22 protein-coding genes are annotated in these 19,713 nt (G+C 71.4%); 7 read left to right on the top strand and 15 right to left on the bottom strand.

The window, feature by feature from the left end:
* The first annotated feature begins 5 nt into the window (after positions 1–5).
* Complete coding sequence (locus OG522_RS27705) at positions 6–758, top strand: GntR family transcriptional regulator (RefSeq protein ID WP_329465726.1); 753 nt, start codon at positions 6–8, stop codon at positions 756–758.
* Positions 759–821: 63 nt separating this feature from the next.
* Here the strand turns inward: OG522_RS27705 and OG522_RS27700 are convergent, their stop codons facing one another.
* The 3 genes from OG522_RS27700 to OG522_RS27690 form a co-directional block, all read right to left on the bottom strand.
* Positions 822–1,238, bottom strand: a complete 417-nt coding sequence (locus OG522_RS27700) for a ribonuclease domain-containing protein (RefSeq protein WP_329465725.1) — start codon at positions 1,236–1,238, stop codon at positions 822–824.
* 128 nt (positions 1,239–1,366) lie between these two features.
* Positions 1,367–2,332: an SDR family oxidoreductase gene (locus tag OG522_RS27695; RefSeq protein ID WP_329465724.1), complete on the bottom strand. Its 966-nt coding sequence runs from the start codon at positions 2,330–2,332 to the stop codon at positions 1,367–1,369.
* On the bottom strand, positions 2,329–3,105 hold the full coding sequence (locus OG522_RS27690; protein ID WP_329467760.1) for an SDR family oxidoreductase: 777 nt from the start codon (positions 3,103–3,105) through the stop codon (positions 2,329–2,331). Before OG522_RS27690 ends, OG522_RS27695 begins: the two co-directional genes overlap by 4 nt.
* Before the next feature lie 55 nt (positions 3,106–3,160).
* On the opposite strand from OG522_RS27690, the gene OG522_RS27685 reads away from it, so the two are divergent.
* The 4 genes from OG522_RS27685 to OG522_RS27670 are packed head-to-tail and all read left to right on the top strand — an operon-like array spanning position 3,161 to position 6,571.
* Positions 3,161–3,922, top strand: coding sequence for an enoyl-CoA hydratase family protein (locus tag OG522_RS27685; RefSeq protein WP_329465723.1), 762 nt, complete (start codon positions 3,161–3,163; stop codon positions 3,920–3,922).
* Positions 3,919–4,761 carry a CoA transferase subunit A gene (locus OG522_RS27680; RefSeq protein ID WP_329465722.1) on the top strand — a complete coding sequence of 281 codons (843 nt, stop codon included), beginning with the start codon at positions 3,919–3,921 and terminating at the stop codon, positions 4,759–4,761. Before OG522_RS27685 ends, OG522_RS27680 begins: the two co-directional genes overlap by 4 nt.
* Entirely contained in the window at positions 4,758–5,504 is a 747-nt protein-coding gene (locus OG522_RS27675; protein ID WP_329465721.1) for a CoA-transferase subunit beta, read from the top strand. The genes OG522_RS27680 and OG522_RS27675 overlap by 4 nt, the downstream gene beginning before the upstream one ends.
* 17 nt (positions 5,505–5,521) lie before the next feature.
* A complete protein-coding gene (locus OG522_RS27670; protein WP_329467759.1) occupies positions 5,522–6,571 on the top strand; it encodes an NAD(P)H-dependent flavin oxidoreductase in 1,050 nt (349 codons plus the stop codon).
* A 308-nt stretch (positions 6,572–6,879) separates the two neighbouring features.
* On the opposite strand, the gene OG522_RS27665 is transcribed toward OG522_RS27670, so the two are convergent.
* From OG522_RS27665 to OG522_RS27645, 5 genes are all read right to left on the bottom strand, one after another.
* On the bottom strand, positions 6,880–8,613 hold the full coding sequence (locus tag OG522_RS27665) for a DEAD/DEAH box helicase (protein ID WP_443074757.1): 1,734 nt from the start codon (positions 8,611–8,613) through the stop codon (positions 6,880–6,882).
* A 121-nt stretch (positions 8,614–8,734) separates the two neighbouring features.
* Entirely contained in the window at positions 8,735–8,938 is a 204-nt protein-coding gene (locus tag OG522_RS27660) for a cold-shock protein (RefSeq protein WP_328313482.1), read from the bottom strand.
* A gap of 205 nt (positions 8,939–9,143) precedes the next feature.
* Positions 9,144–10,301, bottom strand: a complete 1,158-nt coding sequence (locus OG522_RS27655) for an acetyl-CoA C-acetyltransferase (RefSeq protein ID WP_329465720.1) — start codon at positions 10,299–10,301, stop codon at positions 9,144–9,146.
* A gap of 43 nt (positions 10,302–10,344) precedes the next feature.
* Positions 10,345–10,962 (bottom strand): TetR/AcrR family transcriptional regulator, encoded by a 618-nt coding sequence (locus tag OG522_RS27650; RefSeq protein ID WP_329465719.1) that lies wholly within the window; start codon positions 10,960–10,962, stop codon positions 10,345–10,347.
* A 15-nt stretch (positions 10,963–10,977) separates the two neighbouring features.
* On the bottom strand, positions 10,978–11,766 hold the full coding sequence (locus OG522_RS27645) for an SDR family oxidoreductase (protein ID WP_329465718.1): 789 nt from the start codon (positions 11,764–11,766) through the stop codon (positions 10,978–10,980).
* Between the two features lie 54 nt (positions 11,767–11,820).
* Between OG522_RS27645 and OG522_RS27640 the strand changes: the two genes are divergently transcribed.
* Together OG522_RS27640 and OG522_RS27635 are read left to right on the top strand one after the other, a co-directional pair.
* A complete protein-coding gene (locus OG522_RS27640) occupies positions 11,821–12,990 on the top strand; it encodes an acyl-CoA dehydrogenase family protein (protein WP_329465717.1) in 1,170 nt (389 codons plus the stop codon).
* The gene (locus OG522_RS27635) at positions 12,990–13,970 is read left to right on the top strand and encodes an acyl-CoA dehydrogenase (protein ID WP_329465716.1); all 981 of its coding nucleotides are present in this window, start codon (positions 12,990–12,992) and stop codon (positions 13,968–13,970) included. Before OG522_RS27640 ends, OG522_RS27635 begins: the two co-directional genes overlap by 1 nt.
* Before the next feature lie 73 nt (positions 13,971–14,043).
* Here the strand turns inward: OG522_RS27635 and OG522_RS27630 are convergent, their stop codons facing one another.
* From OG522_RS27630 to OG522_RS27600, 7 genes are all read right to left on the bottom strand, one after another.
* Entirely contained in the window at positions 14,044–14,763 is a 720-nt protein-coding gene (locus OG522_RS27630) for an SDR family oxidoreductase (RefSeq protein ID WP_329465715.1), read from the bottom strand.
* Between the two features lie 57 nt (positions 14,764–14,820).
* Positions 14,821–15,345 (bottom strand): pyridoxamine 5'-phosphate oxidase family protein, encoded by a 525-nt coding sequence (locus OG522_RS27625; RefSeq protein WP_329465713.1) that lies wholly within the window; start codon positions 15,343–15,345, stop codon positions 14,821–14,823.
* 41 nt (positions 15,346–15,386) lie between these two features.
* Complete coding sequence (locus OG522_RS27620) at positions 15,387–15,941, bottom strand: HutD/Ves family protein (RefSeq protein WP_329467757.1); 555 nt, start codon at positions 15,939–15,941, stop codon at positions 15,387–15,389.
* Between the two features lie 2 nt (positions 15,942–15,943).
* A complete protein-coding gene (locus OG522_RS27615) occupies positions 15,944–16,663 on the bottom strand; it encodes a vWA domain-containing protein (RefSeq protein ID WP_329465712.1) in 720 nt (239 codons plus the stop codon).
* Positions 16,664–16,949: 286 nt separating this feature from the next.
* Positions 16,950–18,347 (bottom strand): cysteine--tRNA ligase, encoded by a 1,398-nt coding sequence (cysS, locus tag OG522_RS27610; protein WP_329465711.1) that lies wholly within the window; start codon positions 18,345–18,347, stop codon positions 16,950–16,952.
* A 19-nt stretch (positions 18,348–18,366) separates the two neighbouring features.
* Entirely contained in the window at positions 18,367–18,978 is a 612-nt protein-coding gene (locus tag OG522_RS27605; RefSeq protein WP_329465710.1) for a phosphoribosylanthranilate isomerase, read from the bottom strand.
* A 64-nt stretch (positions 18,979–19,042) separates the two neighbouring features.
* On the bottom strand, positions 19,043–19,666 hold the full coding sequence (locus OG522_RS27600; RefSeq protein WP_329465709.1) for a LysE family translocator: 624 nt from the start codon (positions 19,664–19,666) through the stop codon (positions 19,043–19,045).
* Between the last annotated feature and the right edge of the window lie 47 nt (positions 19,667–19,713).

Genomic DNA, 19,713 nt, shown 5'->3' with positions numbered 1-19,713 from the left:
TCGGGGTGTCCAGCAAGTCGCCGCTCTACCGGAAGGTGGCCGCGGACCTGCGGACCGCGATAGCGGCGGGTGAGTACGGTTCGGGGGCGCGGCTGCCCGCCGAGGACGAACTCGCCCGCCGATACGGCGTGTCCAGGGGCACGGTCCGCCAGGCACTGGCCGCACTGCGCGTCGACGGTCTGGTGACCTCGCGGCGCGGCACCCGCCGGGTGGTGCTCGGCGGGGCCACCCGTCTGCAGAGCTTCGCGGAGCTGAGCTCGTTCGCCCGCTGGGCGCGCTCGCTCGGCGAGGAGCCGGGCGGCAAGACCGTGTCCATCGAGCCGGCGGCGGCGAACGAGGAGGAGGCACACCACCTCCAACTACCGGTCGGACAGCGGGTGTTCAAGGTGCTGCGGGTGCGCACCCTGTCGGGCGCGCCGGTGATGGTGGAGCGTACGACGTATCCGGAGCGGATCGGCGAGCTGGTGGCCGCGATGCCGTCCGACGCGGTGTCGCACACCGACCAACTGGAGCTGCACGGGGTCCTGTTCACCGACGCCCAGCACACCATCGACGTGGTTCTCGCGGACGCCGACGACGTGCGGCTGCTCGACTGTCCGGCGGGTCAGGCGCTGTTGCGCGAGCGGCGGCGCTCCACCGACCCGGCGGGCGCCCCGGTCGAGTGGTCGCAGGACCGCTATCTGCCGGGGACGGTGGCGTTCACGGTGCACAACTCGACGGCGGCCAGCGCGCTGGGACGCCGGTTCGGCGAGGAGTGAGCCGCCCATGACGAGGCCCGCTCCCCCAGCGGGAAGCGGGCCCGGATCGCGTCAACTGCCGTGCTAGCAGCCGAAGTCGACGAGGTTGAACGTGGCGTAGTGGTCGGCGGTGTAGTAGTCCTCCTGGGACTGCTCGCCCGTGACGATCCGGCGGGCGCCGCGCGTCGGCGCGCCCGGGGTGATCACGGTGTACTCGTGGTAGTAGCCGCTGCTCTGGCTCGGGAGCACCTGCTCGCGGTTGGTGAAGACGACGCCGTCCTGGGAGTACGGGAACGGGCCGCCCTGGGCGATGAGGTCAAGGGTGTCGTGCGCCTCGGACGGCAGCGCCGAATAACAGACGCTGCCGACCGACTGCACGGATACGGAGGCGGCGGTGACGGTGGGGGCGGCCGACGCGGTGGTGACGGCCGGGCCGGTGAGGAGGGCGAGGGCGGCGGCGACGGCGCCACCCAGGGCTGCGATGCGGTGGGGGGTTGTCATGCACACATGATGACGCGCGTAGAGCGGGGGCCGTCAACGACAACTCTGTTGATTTTTCTACCTGTTCACCAAGATGGAGAGCAGGTAACAAAACCGCGCCCGGACCGTAAGGTGTACGAAACCCAAGATCACCCGCGGCCCTCCCGCGCCCCGTACACCGCGCCCGGCACCGCCGCCCCGGCGAGCAGTTTCAGCGCCTCCTCGCCCGCCTCCCGCGGAGTCCACCTCGCCCCCTTGTCGCTGGTGGGGCCCGGCCGCCAGCCCTCCATCACGGTGATGCGCCCCGCCTCCACCTCGAAGACCCGGCCGGTCACACCCCCGCTCGCGGCCGAGCCCAGCCACACCACGAGCGGTGAGACGTTCTCGGGGGCCATCGCGTCGAAGGCCCCCTCCTCGCCCGGCGCGGCCATGGTGTCCGCGAAGGTGCGTTCGGTCATGCGGGTGCGAGCCGCCGGGGCGATGGCGTTGACCTGGACGCCGTACCGGCCCATCTCGGCCGCCGCCACCAGCGTGAGCCCCACGATCCCGGCCTTGGCGGCGCTGTAGTTGCCCTGCCCGACCGACCCCAGCAACCCTGCTCCCGAGCTGGTGTTGACCACCCGCGCCACCACCTCGCGGCCCGCCCCGGCTTCGGCCCGCCAGTGCGCGGCGGCGTGCTTGAGCGGCAGGAAGTGCCCCTTGAGGTGGACCCGCACCACCGCGTCCCAGTCGTCCTCGTCCAGGTTCACCAGCATCCGGTCGCGCAGGAACCCCGCGTTGTTGACCAGCGTGTGCAGCGCACCGAACGCTTCCAGCGCCGTCGCGACGAGCGAGGCCGCGCCCTCGGTGGTGGCGATGTCACCGCCGTGCGCGACCGCCTCGCCGCCCGCGGCGCGGATCTCGTCCACCACCGACTGCGCGGGCCCGCCGAGCGGGGTCCGCCCCGGACGGGCGGAGCCGAGTGTTTGGGGAACGCCCGCCCCGTCGAGCCCGACCCCCAGGTCGTTGACCACGACCCGCGCCCCCTGCTCGGCGAACGCCAGCGCATGGGCCCGGCCAAGGCCCCGCCCCGCACCGGTCACGACCACGACCCGGCCCTCGCACAGTCCACTCATCTTCCGTTCCCTTCGGGCTTGTTGACGTTGGCCGCGTCCAGGAAGGCGGGGCGTTCGCCGCCCCCGTGGACGAGGAGGGAGGCGCCGCTGATGTAGGACGCCCGCGCGCCGGTGAGGAAGACGGCGGCGGCGCCGACCTCCTGGGGCTCGGCGAGCCGGCCCAGCGGCACGGTCCTGCCCACCGCGGCGACGCCCCGGGCGTCCCCGTAGTGCAGTTCACTCAGTTCGGTGCGGACCATCCCGAGGACGAGGGTGTTGACGCGGACACCGGGCGCCCATTCCACCGCCATCGAACGGGCGAGGTTCTCCAGGCCCGCCTTCGCGGCGCCGTAGGCCGCCGTGCCGGGTGAGGGCCGCGCCCCGCTCACGCTGCCGATCATCACGATCGAGCCGTGCGCCGCCGCCAGATACGGCCGGGCTGCCAGCGAAGCCGTCAGCGGGGCGGTCAGGTTCAGGGCGATGACCCGCGCATGGCGTTCCGCCTCGCCCTCGCCGAGCAGCCGGTAGGGCGTGCCGCCCGCATTGTTGACCAACGCGTACAGGTGCCCGTGGTCCGCCGCGACCGCCGCGAAGAAGTCCCGTACGGCTTCGGCGTCGCGCAGGTCGAGCGGGCGGAACTCGGCTTTCCGGCCGCCGGATTCGACGGCCGCCTCGGGCGGTCTGCGGGCGCACACGATCACGTCCGCACCCGCGTCGAGGAACGCCTTCGCGATGCCCGCGCCGACGCCCCGGGTGCCACCGGTGACGACGACTGCCTTCCCGGCCAGCTCCATCCGCGCTACCTTCCTCACCTAACAAACGTTTGGTGGAAAGGTAGCTGATCCGCCCATGGGTGTCTCCACCGCAAGCCCCGAGAAGGGCATTTCCGTCGTCACGGTCGACTTCCCACCCGTCAACGCGCTTCCCGTGCACGGCTGGTACGAGCTCGCCGACGCGGTGCGCGCGGCGGGCCGCGACCCCGAGACGCGCTGCGTGGTCCTGACCGCCGAGGGCCGCGGCTTCAACGCCGGGGTCGACATCAAGCAAATGCAGCGCGACCGCGGCCACACCGCCCTCCTCGGAGCCAACCGCGGCTGTTACGAGGCCTTCGCCGCGGTGTACGAGTGCGAGGTGCCCGTCGTCGCGGCGGTGGGCGGGTTCTGCCTGGGCGGCGGCATCGGTCTGGTCGGCAACGCGGACGCGATCGTGGCGAGCGACGACGCCGTCTTCGGCCTGCCGGAGCTGGACCGCGGCGCGCTCGGCGCCGCCACCCACCTCGCCCGCCTCGTCCCGCAGCACCTCATGCGCGCGCTGTACTACACCTCGCGCACCGCGACGGCCCATGAGCTGCACGCCCACGGCTCGGTGTGGAAAGTGGTGCCGCGCGATCAACTCCCCGCCACAGCACTGGAGTTGGCGCGCGAGATCGCCCGCAAGGACGGCACCCTCATCCGGCTCGCCAAGGCCGCCATCAACGGCATCGACCCCGTCGACGTACGCCGCAGCTACCGTTTCGAGCAGGGCTTCACCTTCGAGGCCAACCTCAGCGGCGTCGCCGACCGCGTGCGCGACACGTTCAAGGCAGCGGGGACCGAGGAGGCGGAGCGGTGACGGACAAGACCATGACGCCCGAGGACGTCGTCGCGCGCCTGAGCAGCGGCATGACCATCGGCATCGGCGGCTGGGGCTCGCGCCGCAAACCCATGGCGCTGGTGCGGGCCCTGCTCCGCTCCCCGGTCACCGACCTCACCGTCATCTCCTGCGGCGGCCCGGACGTCGGCCTGCTCGCCGCCGCCGGAAGGATCCGCAAGCTGGTGGCGCCCTTCGCCACGCTCGACTCGATCCCCCTGGAGCCGCACTTCCGCGCGGCCCGCCAAAGGGGCGCCTTCGAGCTGATGGAGGTGGACGAGGCGATGTTCATGTGGGGGCTGCACGCCGCCGCCAACCGGCTGCCGTTCCTGCCGGTCCGCGCGGGCATCGGCTCCGACGTGATGCGGGTCAACCCCCGGCTGCGTACGGTGACTTCACCGTACGAGGACGGCGAGAGCTTCGTCGCGATGCCGGCGCTGCGCATGGACGCGGCCCTCGTCCACCTCAACCGCGCCGACCGGCTCGGCAACGGCCAGTACCTGGGCCCCGACCCCTACTTCGACGACCTGTTCTGCGAGGCCGCCGACAGCGCGTACGTGTCGTGCGAGCGGATCGTGGACGGCTTCGGATCCGCTGTGCCGCAGTCCCTGCTGGTGGGGCGGCATTCGGTCGCCGGGGTCGTGGAGTGCCCCAACGGCGCCCACTTCACCTCCTGCGCCCCCGACCACGGCCGCGACGAGCCCTTCCAGAAGCTGTACGCGACCACGCCCTGGCCGCAGTTCGCCGAACGCTTCCTGTCCGGGCCCGACGAGAAGTCCTACCAGAGCTCGGTGCAGAGCTGGCACGAGGAGCAGAAGTGACGACGAGCACCGCGCGGGCGACCCGCGCCGAGTACTGCGTGATCGCCTGCGCCGAGGCCTGGCGCGACAACGGGGAGGTGCTCGCGAGCCCGATGGGTCCGGTCCCCTCGATCGGGGCCCGGCTGGCCCGGCGGACCTTCTCGCCCGACCTGCTGCTCACCGACGGCGAGGCGATGCTCATCGGCCCCGACGGCGAGCCCGAGGGCTGGCTGCCCTACCGTCGGCACCTCACCATGGTGACCGGCGGCCGGCGGCACGTCATGATGGGCGCGAGCCAGCTCGACCGGTTCGGCAACCAGAACATCTCCTGCATCGGCGACTGGGAGCGGCCCACCCGTCAGCTCCTCGGCGTGCGAGGCGCACCCGTCAACACCCTGAACAATCCGGTGAGTTACTGGGTGCCCAAGCACTCCACCCGGGTCTTCGTGCCGAAGGTCGACATGATCAGCGGCGTCGGCTACGACAGCGCGGCGGCCGCGGGCCCCTCCGCCACCCGCTTCCACCGCATCCCGCGGGTCGTGAGCGATCTGGGCGTCTTCGACTTCGCCACCCCGGACCACACGATGCGGCTCGCGTCGCTGCACCCCGGGGTCACGGTGGAGCAGGTGCGCGAGGCCACCGCGTTCGAGCTGGCCGTCGCCGATGAGGTCCCGTACACCCGCGATCCCACCGGCGAGGAGCTGCGCCTCATCCGCGACGTGCTCGACCCGGAGAACCTGCGCGACCGCGAGGTACGTCCATGACTCCCGCGCCCTCCCGCATCGAGACCGCCCTCACCGAACTCGTCGGCGTCCGGCATCCAATCGTGCAGACCGGCATGGGCTGGGTGGCGGGTCCCCGCCTGGTCTCGGCCGCCGCGAACGCGGGAGCGCTCGGCGTCCTCGCCTCGGCGACGATGACGACGGTCCAGCTGCGGCAAGCGGTCCGCAAGGTCGCCGCCCGCACCGACGCGCCGTTCGGGGTCAATCTGCGGGCCGACGCGGGGGACGCCCGCGAGCGGGTGCGGATCATCATCGAGGAGGGCGTGAAGGTGGCGTCCTTCGCACTCGCGCCGTCCCGCGACCTCATCGCCGAGCTGAAGGACGCGGGCGTCGTCGTGATCCCGTCCATCGGCGCCCGGCGGCACGCCGAGAAGGTCGCGGCGTGGGGCGCGGACGCGGTGATCGTGCAGGGCGGCGAGGGCGGCGGCCACACCGGAGAGGTGGCAACCACCGTGCTGCTCCCGCAGGTTGTGGACGCGGTGGACATTCCCGTCGTCGCGGCGGGCGGCTTCCACGACGGCCGGGGGCTGGTGGCCGCGCTGGCCTACGGGGCGGCGGGCGTCGCGATGGGCACCCGCTTCCTGCTCACCTCGGACTCGACGGTCCCCGACACGGTGAAGGCCGCGTATCTGGCGGCGACGGTCAAGGACATCACCGTCACCAGGGCCGTGGACGGACTGCCGCACCGCATGCTCCGTACCGAACTCGTCGCCTCGCTCGAAGGGGCGGGCCGGGCGCGGACGCTGGCGCGCGCGGCGCGCCGGGCGGCCGGATTCCGCAAGCTCTCCGGCCTCTCCTGGCCCCAACTGGTCCGGGACGGCCTGGCGATGAAGCACGGCAAGGACCTGACGTGGAGTCAAGTACTACTGGCGGCCAACACCCCGATACTGCTGCGGGCGTCCATGGTCGAGGGTCGCACCGACCTCGGGGTGATGGCCTCGGGACAGGTCGCCGGCGTGATCGACGACCTCCCCAGCTGCGACGAACTGATCACCCGCGTGATGCACGAGGCCGCTCAGGTACTGGCGACCCTGCCGTCACGGGGCTGACACCTGCGAGCGGGCTCGGCGGCGGTGCGTGCGGGGCGGTGCCTCCTGGGGGGAGGGGGGTCATTCGGCCGCGAACCGTGCGGGGTTGCCCGCGCAGCTCCCCGCGCCCCTAGACGGTCGCTCGACCGCAGACCGTGCGTGGCGCTCGCGCAGTTCCCTGCGCCCCCAGGCGGGGTGGGGCGTTAGCCATCCCAGCCTGTCCGGTGTTTGAGGACTAGCGCCTTTCGGGCGCGAACGGGGTCTGGGGCGGAGCCCCAGGGCGCCATCACCCCCGGAGGGTCTCGGGAAGGGGCGGGGTGGGGAAAAGATCAGGCCCCGGCCCGACCCCGCCCCGCACCACCCTGTCCACGCCCACGTCCACCCTGCGCCCGGGACGACGCACCCTGCGCACGCCCACCCTGACCGGCGCCCTGGCCCCGCCCAGCACCCTGGCCCGAACCCTGGGCGCGGCCGCCCTGAGCCGAACCCTGAGTGCGGCTGCCCTGAGCCGAGCCGGTGCGGTTGCCCTGGCCCGAACCCTGGGCACGGCCACCCTGAGCCGAGCCGGTGCGGGCGCCGCCCTGAGCCGAAGCCTGGGCGGGGGCGCCCTGGCCCGAGCCCCCACGGGAAGCCCCGCGGCGGCTGCGGCTGCGCCCCCCGGAGGGCGCCCGCTTCGGTTCCGGCTGGGCCGGGACCTCGATGACGACCGGGACACCGGACGGCTCGCGCGCACCCGTGACCCGCACGAGCTCCTCGGAGCTCGACTTGATCTCGGCCGTCCGGGGACGGATCCCCGCGAACGACATGAGCTTCGTCATCTCGCGCTTCTCCTCGGGCAGCACGAGCGTGACCACGCTGCCGGACTCGCCGGCTCGCGCGGTGCGCCCGCCCCGGTGGAGGTAGTCCTTGTGGTCCGTGGGCGGGTCCACGTTCACGACGAGGTCCAGGTCGTCGACGTGGATGCCGCGGGCCGCGACGTTGGTCGCCACCAGAGCGGTGACCTGCCCGTTCTTGAACTGGTCCAGGGTGCGGTTGCGCTGCGGCTGGGAGCGCCCGCCGTGCAGCCCGGCCGCACGGACCCCGCTGGAGAGCAGCCGCTTGACCAGCCGGTCCACGGAGCGCTTGGTGTCGAGGAACATGATGACGCGGCCGTCGCGGGCCGCGATGCGCGTGGTGACGGCCTTCTTGTCGGTCTCGTCCAGGACGTACAGCACGTGGTGTTCCATCGTGGTGACCGCGCCGGCCGACGGGTCGACGGAGTGCACCACCGGGTCGGTGAGGAACATCCGGACCAGGCGGTCGATGTTGGCGTCCAGGGTCGCCGAGAACAGCATCCGCTGGCCGTCCGGCTCGACCTGCTTGAGCAGCGCCGTGACCTGCGGCATGAAGCCCATGTCGGCCATCTGGTCGGCCTCGTCGAGGACGGTGATGCCCACGTTCTCCAGCGAGCAGTCACCTCTCTCTATGAGGTCCTTGAGGCGGCCCGGGGTCGCGACCATCACTTCGGCGCCGCGGCGCAGCGCGTTGGACTGCTTGGTGATGGAGAGCCCGCCCACGACGGTGGTGAGGCGGAGGTTCACGGAGGTCGCGTACGGCGTGAGCGCGTCGGTGACCTGCTGCGCGAGTTCCCGGGTGGGTACGAGGACGAGCGCGAGCGGCGCCTTGGGCTCGGCGCGCCTGCCCGCGGTGCGGGCGAGCAGCGCGAGGCCGAAGGCGAGGGTCTTGCCGGAGCCGGTGCGGCCGCGGCCGAGGATGTCGCGGCCCGCGAGCGAGTTCGGCAGGGTGGCGCCCTGGATCGGGAACGGCTCGGTGACGCCCTGGGCGTCGAGCGTCTTGAGGAGCGCCGCGGGCATGTCCAGGTCGGCAAAGGCCTCGACGGCGGGCAGCGCGGGGGTCAGGGTCTCCGGCAGCTTGAACTCACCCTGCGGCGCCATGGTCTTGCCCTTGGCGGGCTTGGCGGCGGGTCGTCCGGAGCCCCTGCGGGGACCGGAAGTGGAGCCGGAACCGGAACGGGAGCCGGTGCCGGCACCGGAGCCCGAGCGCTTGCTGGTCATGCGCGTCATACGGTTTTGCCTTCCTGGGACAAGACAGCACAAGCCGGGGCCCGCACCTGAGGGTGCGGGCCCCGGCTGCGAAATTCGCGAGCCGCGGGGTGCGCGGCTGCAAAATACGCCTCGTCGGCGATTAGGCGGGAACGATGTTCTCCGCCTGCAGGCCCTTCTGGCCCTGGGTGACCTCGAAGGAGACCTTCTGGCCCTCAAGGAGCTCACGGAAGCCGTTGGAGGCGATGTTGGAGTAGTGGGCGAAGACGTCGGGGCCGCCGCCGTCCTGCTCGATGAAGCCGAAGCCCTTTTCCGAGTTGAACCACTTCACGGTGCCAGTAGCCATGTCATTTCTCCTAAGACAGGGGCAGTTCCGGAAATCCGCGGAATTACGGATTCCTCGTCGCCGCATTGAGCCCATCCGGAGAAACCCGGAAAACAAATATGCGCCTGAGGAGCATTCCCGTCAGGCGCACATAAAGTATATGGGTACCAAAACTGCAACAGCCCCCACGATAGCATGCCGTCGCGCGGCCCAGCCGTGATGCCGGTTACAGCCGCTCGATGATCGTCACGTTGGCCTGACCGCCGCCCTCGCACATCGTCTGGAGGCCGTAGCGGCCACCGGTGCGTTCCAGTTCGTGCAGCAGCGTCGTCATCAGCTTGACGCCGGTCGCGCCGAGTGGGTGGCCGAGCGCGATGGCGCCGCCGTTGACGTTGACCCGGGCCGGGTCGGCGCCGGTCTCCTTGAGCCAGGCGAGCACCACCGGCGCGAAGGCCTCGTTGATCTCGACCAGATCGATGTCGTCGATCGTCATGCCGGTCTTCTTCAGGGCGTACGCGGTCGCGGGGATCGGCGCGGACAGCATCCGGATGGGGTCGTCGCCGCGTACCGAGAGGTGGTGGATGCGGGCGCGCGGGGTCAGCTCGTGGTCGGCGACCGCGCGTTCGGAGGCGATGAGCAGGGCGGCGGCTCCGTCGGAGACCTGGGAGGAGCAGGCGGCGGTGATGGTGCCGCCGTCCGTGACGGGCCCGAGGCCCGCCATCTTCTCCAGGGTGGTGTCCCGGCGCGGACCCTCGTCCACCGCGACCCCGGCACAGGGGACCGTCTCACGGGTGAAGCGGCCCTCGTCGATGGCGCGGACGGCGCGCCGGTGGGAGCTGAGCGCGAACTCCTCCATGTCGCGGCGCGAGATCCCCCATTTCTCGGCGATGAGCTGGGCGCCGTGGAACTGGTTGACGGGCGCGTCGCCGTAGCGGGCCCGCCAGCCCGCGCTGCCGAGGTAGGGGCCGTCGGTCAGGCCGAGCGGTTCGGCGGCCTGCCGGGAGGCGAAGGCGATCGGGATCATGGACATGTTCTGGGTGCCGCCCGCGACCACCAGGTCCTGGGTGCCGGACAGGACGCCCTGGGCCGCGAAGTGGACGGCCTGCTGGGAGGAACCGCACTGGCGGTCGATGGTGACGCCGGGCACCTCCTCGGGGAGCCCGGCCGCCAGCCATGCCGTGCGGGCGATGTCGCCGGCCTGCGGGCCCACGGTGTCCAGGCAGCCGAAGACCACGTCCTCGACGGCGGCCGGGTCGATGCCGCAGCGCGCGATGAGCGCCGTGAGCACATGCGCCCCGAGGTCCGCCGGGTGGACTGCCGCCAGCCCTCCGCCGCGCCGGCCAACCGGCGTGCGTACCGCTTCGACTATGTAGGCCTCGGCCATGACAACTCCCCATTCACACACGTGAGTTGGGTACGTACGGCGGTCATGTACGTACGGCGATTCCGTCCAGGACCATCGAGAGGTACTGGCGGGCGATCTCGTCCGGGCTGTGCTGTCCGCCGGGCCGGTACCAGGACGCGGCCACCCACACGGTGTCGCGCACGAACCGGTAGGTGAGGCGGACGTCGAGGTCGGCGCGGAAGGCGTGGGTGGCGACTCCGCGCTCCAGCGTCCCCAGCCATGCCTTCTCGAACTTCTGCTGCGAGTCGGCGAGGTAGTGGAAGCGCTCCTGGTCCACGAGGTGCTTGGCCTCCTTCTGGTAGATCGCGACGGCGGCGCGGTGCCGGTCGATCTCCCGGAAGGACTCGGTGACGAGGGCCTCGATGGTCTCCCGGGGGCCGAGTCCGGCGGCGAGCACGGCGTCGTACCCCTCCCAGAGCTCGTTCAGGAAGGCCGAGAGGATCTCGTCGAGCATCGATTCCTTGGAGTCGAAGTGGTAGTAGAGGCTGCCCGCGAGCATGCCCGCCTCGTCCGCGATCCTTCGGACGGTGGTGGCGTTGTACCCCTGGGCGGCGAACACGTCGGCCGCCGTGGCGAGGAGTTCACGACGCCGCTCGGGCGAGGCGGTCACCTGCGTCTTCTTCTTGCTGTTCGTCGGCACCCCGTCATTGTCTCCTCACGCGCGCTGGCTGCTGACGGAGACGACCTCGCCGGTCAGGTACGAGGAGTAGCCGCTGGCCAGGAAGACGATGACGTTGGCGACCTCCCAGGGTTCGGCGTGGCGGCCGAACGCCTCGCGGGCGGTGAGCTCTTCGAGCAGTTCGGCGGAGGTGACCTTCACGAGGTGGGGGTGCATGGCGAGCGACGGCGCGACCGCGTTGACCCGGACGCCGAGGTCTGCCGCTTCGATGGCCGCGCAGCGGGTGAGTGCCATGACGCCCGCCTTGGCGGCCGCGTAGTGGGCCTGGCCGGCCTGGGCACGCCAGCCGACGACGGAGGCGTTGTTGACGATCACGCCGGTGCGGCCGGAGTCCTTGAAGACGCGCAGGGCCGCGCGGGTACAGCGGAAGGTGCCGTTCAGGGTGACGTCGAGGACCTTGGACCACTGCTCGTCGGTCATGTCGACGAGGGAGCAAGTGCCGCCAAGGCCAGCGTTGTTGACGACGATGTCGAGTCCGCCGTGAACGCGCGTGGCGAGCGCGAAGAGGGCACCGACCTGCTGTTCGTCCGTCACGTCGCACGGCAGGGAGGCGACGTTGCGGGCGCCGAACTCCGCGGCGAGCGCCTGCTCGGTCTCCTTGAGGCGGCGGGCGTGCGCGTCGCCGATGACGATCCTGGCGCCCTCCTCCAGGAGCCGGCGGGCGGTGGCGCCGCCGATCCCTGCGCCGGCCGCCGCGGTGACGACTGCGGTGCGGCCGTCGAGCAGCCCGTGTCCCGGCACGTACTGAGCCTTGTTGTCCGTCACGGCGCCACGCTAACCTACCAAACACTTGTTAGGGAAGGACGGTGCACCGCAACCATGGACCTGGACCCCACCCCCGACCAGGAGGCCTTCCGGGCCGAGGCGCGGGCCTGGCTGGCCGCGCACGTTCCCGCCAGGCCCCTCCCCTCCCTGGAGACGCAGGCCGGTTTCGCCGCCCACCGCGCATGGGAGGCGGAGCTGTCCGCGGACCGCTGGTCGGTGGTTTCGTGGCCGAAGGAGTACAGGGGCCGGGGCGTCGACATCTTCAAGTGGCTCCTCTTCGAGGAGGAGTACTTCGCGGCGGGCGCCCCCGGCCGGGTCTCGCAGAACGGCATCAACCTGCTGGCGCCGACCCTGTTCGACCACGGCACGCCCGAGCAGCGGGCACGGATCCTGCCGGACATGGCGAGCGGCGCGACCATCTGGGCGCAGGCCTGGTCGGAGCCGGAGGCCGGTTCCGACCTCGCCTCGCTGCGGTCCAAGGCCGTGCGCACCCAGGGGGGTTGGCTGCTTTCGGGGCAGAAGACCTGGTCATCACGGGCCGCGTTCGCCGACCGCGCCTTCGGCATCTTCCGTACGGATCCGGCCGCGGCCAGACCCCATCAGGGCCTGACCTACCTGATGTTCGACCTGCGGGCGCCCGGGGTGACGGTCCGGCCCATCGGGCGCCTCGACGGCAAACCGGCCTTCGCGGAGCTCTTCCTTGACGGGGTGTTCGTGCCGGACGAGGACGTCATCGGCGAGGTCGGCGCGGGCTGGCGGATCGCCATGTCGACCACCGGCAACGAACGCGGCCTGATGCTGCGCTCCCCCGGCCGCTTCCTCGCCGGCGCGCGGCGGCTCGTGGACCTGTGGCGCGCGAAGGGCGATCCGGCGGACACGGCGCTGCGGGACCGGGTGGCCGACGCGGTGATCGGGGCGCGCGCCTACGAGCTCTTCACCTGCGCCGGTGCCTCCCGTTTCGCGGCGGCCGAGCCGAGCGGCGCCGAGTCGAGCCTCAACAAGGTGTTCTGGTCGCACTACGACATCGCCCTGCACGAGACCGCGCTCGACCTGCTTGGCCCGTACGGCGAGCTGTCGAGCGACGCCAACGAGGCACCCGAACACGGCAGTTGGGCCGAGAACTACGTCTTCTCGCTGGCCGGTCCAATCTACGCCGGTACGAACGAGATCCAGCGCGACATCATCGCCGAGCGCCTGCTCGGCCTCCCTAAGGGCCGGCGCTGATGAGGTTCCTGCTCGATGTGGAACAGCTCGACTTCGCGCGCTCGCTGGACGCGATGCTGACCGCCGCCGACACGCCTTCGGTGGTACGGGCGTGGGGTGCGGGCGAGGCCGGGCCGGGCCGCGCCCTGTGGTCCCGGATCGCAGAGGCCGGGGTGTTCGCGCTGGTCGCGCCGGACACGTACGACGGTGTCGGGCCGCTGCCCGTCGAACTGGCCGTGGCGTTCGTTGAGTTGGGCCGTCACGCGGCGCCGGGTCCGCTGGTCGAGACGGTGGCCGCGGCGGCCCTGCTCGCCCGGCTCGCCGAGCTGGGCGAGGACGGCCCGGCCAAGCGGCTGTTGCCGTCGATCGTGTCGGGGGCGTGCGTGGCGAGCGTCCTGTTCCCGCAGGGCGGCCCGTACGCGCTCGACGCGGACACGGCGGACGCGGTGTTGGCCGTCGACGGCGGCGAGCTGCGGCTCGCGCCGGGGCACGGGCCCCTCCAGCCCTCCCTCGACCCGGCCCGGCGCCTGGCCCGCCTCGCGCCGGGCGGTGAACTCCTGGCCGCGGGGTCCGGGTTGACGGCGGCCCTCGCGCACGCCACCGCCCTGGCCCGGCTCGCGGCGGCCGCGCAGTGCCTCGGGGTCGCCGAGGCACTGCTCCACCGGACGGTGGCGTACGTCAAGCAGCGCACCCAGTTCGGTGCGCCCATCGGCTCGTTCCAGGTGGTGAAGCACCGGCTCGCGGACACGCTGGTCGCGGTGGAGTTCGCGCGGCCGCTGCTGTACGGGGCGGCGCTGTCGCTCGCGCCGCGCGATGTCGCCGCCGCGAAGGTGACGGCGTCGGAGGCCGCGTACGACGCCGCCCGCACCGCGCTGCAACTGCACGGGGCGGTGGGCTACACGGACGAGCTGGACCTTTCGCTGTGGCTGCGGAAGGCGCGGGTGCTGCGCGGTGCGTGGGGAGCGCCCGGAGAGTGCCGGGCGGCGGTACTGGCGGGCTGAGCGCGGTCGCGCCCGGGACCCGAACTCTCCCAAGGCCTCAAGGGCAAGGGGTGACCGGTCCTCAGGGCACCCCTCAGTGCACCTGCCCCGTGGGCCGGACCACCACCGTGTTCACCTCGACCCCGGCCGGCTGGGCCAGGGACCAGACGATCGCCTCGGCCACGTGGTCCGGGGTCATGGCCGGGCCGTCCGGGACGACGCCCGTGGGGTGGCTCTCCCAGAACGGGGTGTCCACCCGGCCCGGCGCGATCAGCGTCACGGCGACGCCCGAGCCGGTGACCAGGACCCGGGTGTTCTCGGCGAGCGAGGTGAGCGCGCTCTTGCTGACCGAGTACATGTTGCCCGGGGTGTTCTTGATCCCCGCCGTGCTGCCCACCATCACGATCCGCCCGCCGCTCTCGGTGAGCGCGGGCAGCGCGGCCTTCACCAGGAGGGCCGGGCCGAGCACGTTGACCAGGAGCATCTCGCGCCAGTGCGCGGGGTCCCCGTCGGCGAGGTTGTCGTGGGTGGAGAACCCGGCGTTGGCGACCACGTGGTCGAGCCGCCCGAACGTCTTGAGCGCCGCCTCCACCGCCCCGCTGATCGAGGCCGGGTCGGTGGTGTCGGCGGCGAGGGCCACCACCCGCTCCCCCGCGTCGAGTTCGGCCACGAAAGCGTCGAGCTTCGCCTGGTCGCGGCCGGTGACGGCGACCCGGTGGCCGTCTGCGACGAGCCGCCGTACGGTCGCGGCGCCGATCCCGCTCGCACCACCGGTGACAAGGGTGACCGCGCCGTTGCTGTGTTCGCTGCTCATGAACTCCCCTGGATCTCCTGGCCCGTCGCTGCCCCGGTGACTGTAACCGCCGGGCCGTCAGGCATCCTCGCGAACGCCGGCGTCCGCGTTGCCGCGCCTGAGGGTGCGCAGGGCGGCGCCGGGTCGCCAGGCCCGTACGACCAGTTCGTCGTTCTCGACGCCGGTGCGCACGACCTCGGTCAGCTCGGCGCGGAACAGGTGGAAGGGCTCGGGCGGGTGCACCTGGGAGGCGAACCGCGCGAGGACGGCGGAGTCGGTGACCTCCACGGCACGCCCGCTGACCCGTACGTCGCCGTCGGCCATCTCGGCATCCGGTCCCGGGTTGGCCTGGACGGCGAAGCGCGGATCGCGCAGCAGGTCGAACGCCTTCATCGAGTTCGGCATCATGCCGAGCCACAGCTCGCCGTCCCTGAACTCCACCTCCAGGCCGGTCACGCGGGGCGAGCCGTCCTTGCGGAGGGTCGCGAGGACGTGGTGCTTGTACTGCTTGAACCGCGCTTCGACGACGTCGGCGAACGCTGGTTCCGCACTGCGGAAGTCCGACCAGCCAACTGCCGGGCGCGCTGTCTCATTGGATGCCATGGCTCAAGCAAACCGCACGAGGCGGACAGATTCTGTCCTGATTACCGCATCGGCGAGGCGGCCATGCCCGATCGCGGGAGCGTGACGATCGCGGCGCGCCCCTCGGCCCGCACGCTCGCGGCGCCCTCGTCGCTCAGCACCGCGTCGTACGGGTCGAGGACGACGGCGTCGACCCGTACGGGCGCGTCGAGGGCGACGACGAGCGCGGGTCCGGCGATCGTCAGGGCGCCCCGCACCACGGCGACCGAGGGCGCGGGGCGTCCCCGGCGGTACATCACGTTGAAGTTGACCACCGGCCCGGCCAGGAGACGGCACTGGGTGGGCGCGTCGCCCGGAAAGTGCTGGGGCACGAACCGCTCGTCCACCAGGCGGCGTTGACCGCCGACGGTGAGGTCCATTCCGGCGCCCTCGACCACCGTGAGGATCCGGTCCACCCCGGGAAAGCCGGAGAAGGGGCCGTCCGCCGCGACGTCCGCGAGGCTCACCCGCCACTCGAATCCGGCCGTCCCCGCGCCTTCGGGGTACGCGGCGACGTTCCGCGTCACACCGCCCCCGTTCCGCCACGGCACGGCCACCCTGTCGGCGGCCCGCAGCATCCTCACCGTACGATCCCTTCCGCCCGTGCCGAGCGCAGCCAGTGGGGGAACTCGCCGAGCAGCCGATCGTAGAGCTGGGCGTCGCTCATCCTTCGCGGGTCGCTCCCGGCGGCGAAGAAGCCCGCGTTGTCGACGCGTCGGCGCTGGGGGACGGCCAACTCGTCCAGTCTGCGCAGAAAGTCGAACTGGTGGCTGCGCGGATTGCCGAAGCCGATGAACTGCCAGAACATCGGCAGTGTGGCCGCCTTGCAGACGTAGCGTTCGGCCGCGAGTCTGCTGCTGGGGGCGCCGTCCGTCTGGAAGACGACGAGCGCGGGGGCGGTCGCGCCGCTGTCCAGGTAGTGGTCGATGACCGCGTCCATGGCCACGTGGTAGTTGGTCCGGCCCATGTGGCCGAGGTTGGCGACGATCCGTTCGATGCGCCCGCTGTGGTTCTCCAGGGCGATCTCCGTCTCTGCATCGATGCCCGTGGAGAAGAAGACCACAGGCACGCGGCCATCGTCGTCGAGGTGCGCGGACAGGCCGAGCACCCTGTCGGCGAGCGCCTGCACGCTGCCGTCTCTGAAGTACGGGCGCATCGAGCCGGAGTGGTCGATGACCAGGTAGACGGCGGCGGTCTCGTCATCGAGGCCGTGTCTCTCCAGGGAGACGGCGGCGCTCTTGTAGAGGGAGACGAGCGCGGGCGCGGCTTCCTCCACTTTACGGAGCGACAGTGCGGCCATGCGGCTCGTCTCCGTTCACTCGCCGTCCGGGGGCGGGAGTGCTGAGGTTACGCGACGGGCGGGGGCAGTTGGGAGTGTGCGGCTGTCCTGTGCGCAGGGCGAGGCCGGGTCCGGCAGTTCGGGGCGGCCGCGGCTGTGCATGGCCCGCGACACCGGGGCCTTGGCGCGAGCGCGGGGTCGGACCGAGGCGCCCTGGTCCCACCGGGGCGCGCGGCAATCGCACGCCCTCGCAGACGAGTTGCCCCGGGCAGGACCCTTGCCCCGTATCGACGGCGATCGTGTGGGTTCAGCGGGGGCCGAGGGTCCAGCGCGGGCCGCTGGGACTGTCCTCGATGACGAGGCCGGACTGGGTGAGCTGGTCACGGATCGCGTCCGCGGTCGCCCAGTCCTTACGAGCCCTGGCCGCCTCACGCTGTTCCAGAACCAGGCGCACCAAAGTGTCCACCGCGCCGTGAAGCTCCCCGCCCCGGTCGGCCTCTTCCGCCCAGTGGGCATCCAGCGGGTCCAGACCCAGAACACCCAGCATCGCCCGGACCTCAGCCAGACGCGCCGTCGCGGCTTCCTTGTCATCGGCCGCCAGCGCGCTGTTGCCCTGGCGCACCGTGGTGTGGACGATCGCGAGAGCCTGCGGCACCCCGAGGTCGTCGTCCATCGCCTCGGCGAACGCGGGCGGCACCTGGGCGGCAGGCTCGACAATGCCGCCCGCCTTCTCCACCACACGCTGGATGAAACCCTCGATCCGCGCGAACGCCGACTCCGCCTCGCGCAGAGCCTCCTCGCTGTACTCGATCATCGACCGGTAGTGCGGAGTACCCAGGTAATAGCGCAGCACGATCGGCCGCCAGCGCTTGACCATCTCCGAAACCAGCACCGAGTTCCCGAGCGACTTCGACATCTTCTCGCCGGACATCGTCACCCAGGCGTTGTGCACCCAGTACCGCGCGAACGCGTCACCGAAGGCCTTCGCCTGAGCGATCTCGTTCTCATGGTGCGGGAAGATCAGATCAAGGCCGCCGCCGTGGATGTCGAACGCACTGCCCAGATACTTGTGAGCCATCGCCGAGCACTCCAGATGCCAGCCCGGCCGGCCGCGCCCCCACGGCGTCTCCCAGTCCGGCTCACCCGGCTTGGTCGCCTTCCACATCGCGAAATCCCGCGGATCCCGCTTACCCGACACACCCTCGTCAGGCTGGCGCAGATCGTCGATGTCCTGGTTGGAGAGCGCCAGGTACTCCGGGAAGGAACGCACATCGAAGTAGACACTGCCGTCCGCCTCATACGCGTGACCACGCTCGATCAGACCCCGCATCATCTCGACCATCTCGGTGATGTGCCCGGTCGCCCGCGGCTCGTAGGTCGGCGGCAGGCAGCCCAGCGCCGTATAGCCGTCGTTGAACGCACGCTCGTTGTCGTACCCGATCGACCACCACGGACGGCCCTGCTCGCCCGCCTTCCTGATGATCTTGTCGTCGATGTCGGTGACATTGCGGATGAACGTCACGCCATAACCGCGGTACTCGAACCAACGCCGCATGACGTCGAAGTTCAACCCCGACCGGATGTGCCCGATGTGCGGGGCCGCCTGAACAGTCGCACCACACAGGTAGATCGAGACACAACCCCGCGAGAGCGGAACGAAATCACGAATCTGCCGGGCGCTGGTGTCGTAGAAACGGATGGGCAAGTCGTCCTCCTCGGGGTGATCAGGCTGCGGCACGCGCAGCCTTGACGAAGGCCTCGATGAGAGCGGGGTCCTTGACTCCCCGGGTCCTCTCGATCCCGCTGGACACGTCCACGCCCCAGGGCCGGGTGGCCCGTACGGCCGCGGCGACGTTGCCCGGTGTGAGGCCACCGGCCAGGAGCCACTCCGCATCCGGGGACCGCAGGGCCCCCCGGGTCCAGTCCCAGGGGATTCCGGCGCCCGGCGTGGGCGCGTCGAGGAGGAGGATGTCCTCGCCCATCTGCCCGCGCCGTGGTACGGGCTCGCGGTACGAAGTCCCCCGGATGAGGGTCCACCCGCCGTTCCTGAGCTCGGTGAACTGGCTCCGCTCCTCGTGGCCGTGCAGCTGGATGGCGCGCACGCCCGTGATGTCGGCCAGGGACCGGACCTGGTCGGTCGGCTGGTCACGGAACACGCCGACGGTCATCACGTGCGGCGGCACCCGTTCGACGAGGCGGATGGCGGTGGTGGCATCCACTCGCCGGGGGCTGTCGGCGAACATGAAGCCGATGGCGTCGGCCCCGGCTTCGACGGCGGTGTCCACATCCTGTTCGGTCTTGAGCCCGCAGAGCTTGATGAACAGACGGTCGGGCACAGGGTCTCCTCGGCGGTTCGTCTGCCCCGGAAGCGTCTTCGGGGGCAGACGTGAACAAGGTGGGTCAGCGGCTGGCCAGGGCCAGTTGCACACCCAGGCCGACGAAGGCCACGGCGAACGTCCGGCGCATCCAGGCCAGCACCTTGGGGCGGGAGATGATGTGGTCGCGCACGCCCGCGGCGAAGGCACCGTAGATCACGAACACGACGAACGTCATGATCATGAAAACGGCCGAGAGTTCGAGCATGTTCGGCAGCGTGTTGGTGCTGCCCGCCGGAACGAACTGGGGCAGGAACGCCAGGAAGAACATGGACAGCTTCGGGTTGAGGAAGTTGATCAGAATGGCGGTCCAGGTGACCTGCGCCGACGAACGCTCCTGCGGCTGGCCACCGCCCTCCGTGTCGATCCGCATGGCACCCTTCTCGCGCAGGGTCTGCCAGGCGAGGAAGAGCAGATAGCCGACGCCGGCCCACTTGAAGCTGGCGAAGGCCACGGCGCTGGTGTGCAGGATGGCGGCCAGACCCGCGATCGCGGCGGCCAGATGCGGAACGATCCCGAGGGTGCAGCCGAAGGCCGCCACGACCGACATGCGGAAGCCGCGTGTCAAGCCCGTGCCGACGGTGTACACCGCGCCGGTTCCCGGTGAGACCACGATGATGAACGCGGTCAGGAAGAACTCAACACTCATGAAGTGACGCTCCCTTGATGGGCAGTCAGGACTGCCATGTAGATGTC

Source organism: Streptomyces sp. NBC_01431, assembly GCF_036231355.1.
GTDB lineage: Bacteria > Actinomycetota > Actinomycetes > Streptomycetales > Streptomycetaceae > Streptomyces.
The sequence above is the reverse complement of the archived record's forward strand: the minus strand, read 5'-3'. Positions and strand labels throughout refer to the sequence as shown.

What these genes read in the sequence shown, in the direction of transcription:
- OG522_RS27700 (WP_329465725.1), bottom strand. Translation starts at nt 1,238, where the DNA reads ATGACAACCCCCCACCGCATCGCAGCCCTGGGTGGCGCCGTCGCCGCC.
- OG522_RS27695 (WP_329465724.1), bottom strand. Translation starts at nt 2,332, where the DNA reads ATGAGTGGACTGTGCGAGGGCCGGGTCGTGGTCGTGACCGGTGCGGGG.
- OG522_RS27690 (WP_329467760.1), bottom strand. Translation starts at nt 3,105, where the DNA reads ATGGAGCTGGCCGGGAAGGCAGTCGTCGTCACCGGTGGCACCCGGGGC.
- OG522_RS27685 (WP_329465723.1), top strand. Translation starts at nt 3,161, where the DNA reads ATGGGTGTCTCCACCGCAAGCCCCGAGAAGGGCATTTCCGTCGTCACG.
- OG522_RS27665 (WP_443074757.1), bottom strand. Translation starts at nt 8,613, where the DNA reads ATGACGCGCATGACCAGCAAGCGCTCGGGCTCCGGTGCCGGCACCGGC.
- OG522_RS27660 (WP_328313482.1), bottom strand. Translation starts at nt 8,938, where the DNA reads ATGGCTACTGGCACCGTGAAGTGGTTCAACTCGGAAAAGGGCTTCGGC.
- OG522_RS27655 (WP_329465720.1), bottom strand. Translation starts at nt 10,301, where the DNA reads ATGGCCGAGGCCTACATAGTCGAAGCGGTACGCACGCCGGTTGGCCGG.
- OG522_RS27640 (WP_329465717.1), top strand. Translation starts at nt 11,821, where the DNA reads ATGGACCTGGACCCCACCCCCGACCAGGAGGCCTTCCGGGCCGAGGCG.
- OG522_RS27635 (WP_329465716.1), top strand. Translation starts at nt 12,990, where the DNA reads ATGAGGTTCCTGCTCGATGTGGAACAGCTCGACTTCGCGCGCTCGCTG.
- OG522_RS27630 (WP_329465715.1), bottom strand. Translation starts at nt 14,763, where the DNA reads ATGAGCAGCGAACACAGCAACGGCGCGGTCACCCTTGTCACCGGTGGT.
- OG522_RS27625 (WP_329465713.1), bottom strand. Translation starts at nt 15,345, where the DNA reads ATGGCATCCAATGAGACAGCGCGCCCGGCAGTTGGCTGGTCGGACTTC.
- OG522_RS27620 (WP_329467757.1), bottom strand. Translation starts at nt 15,941, where the DNA reads ATGCTGCGGGCCGCCGACAGGGTGGCCGTGCCGTGGCGGAACGGGGGC.
- OG522_RS27615 (WP_329465712.1), bottom strand. Translation starts at nt 16,663, where the DNA reads ATGGCCGCACTGTCGCTCCGTAAAGTGGAGGAAGCCGCGCCCGCGCTC.
- OG522_RS27600 (WP_329465709.1), bottom strand. Translation starts at nt 19,666, where the DNA reads ATGAGTGTTGAGTTCTTCCTGACCGCGTTCATCATCGTGGTCTCACCG.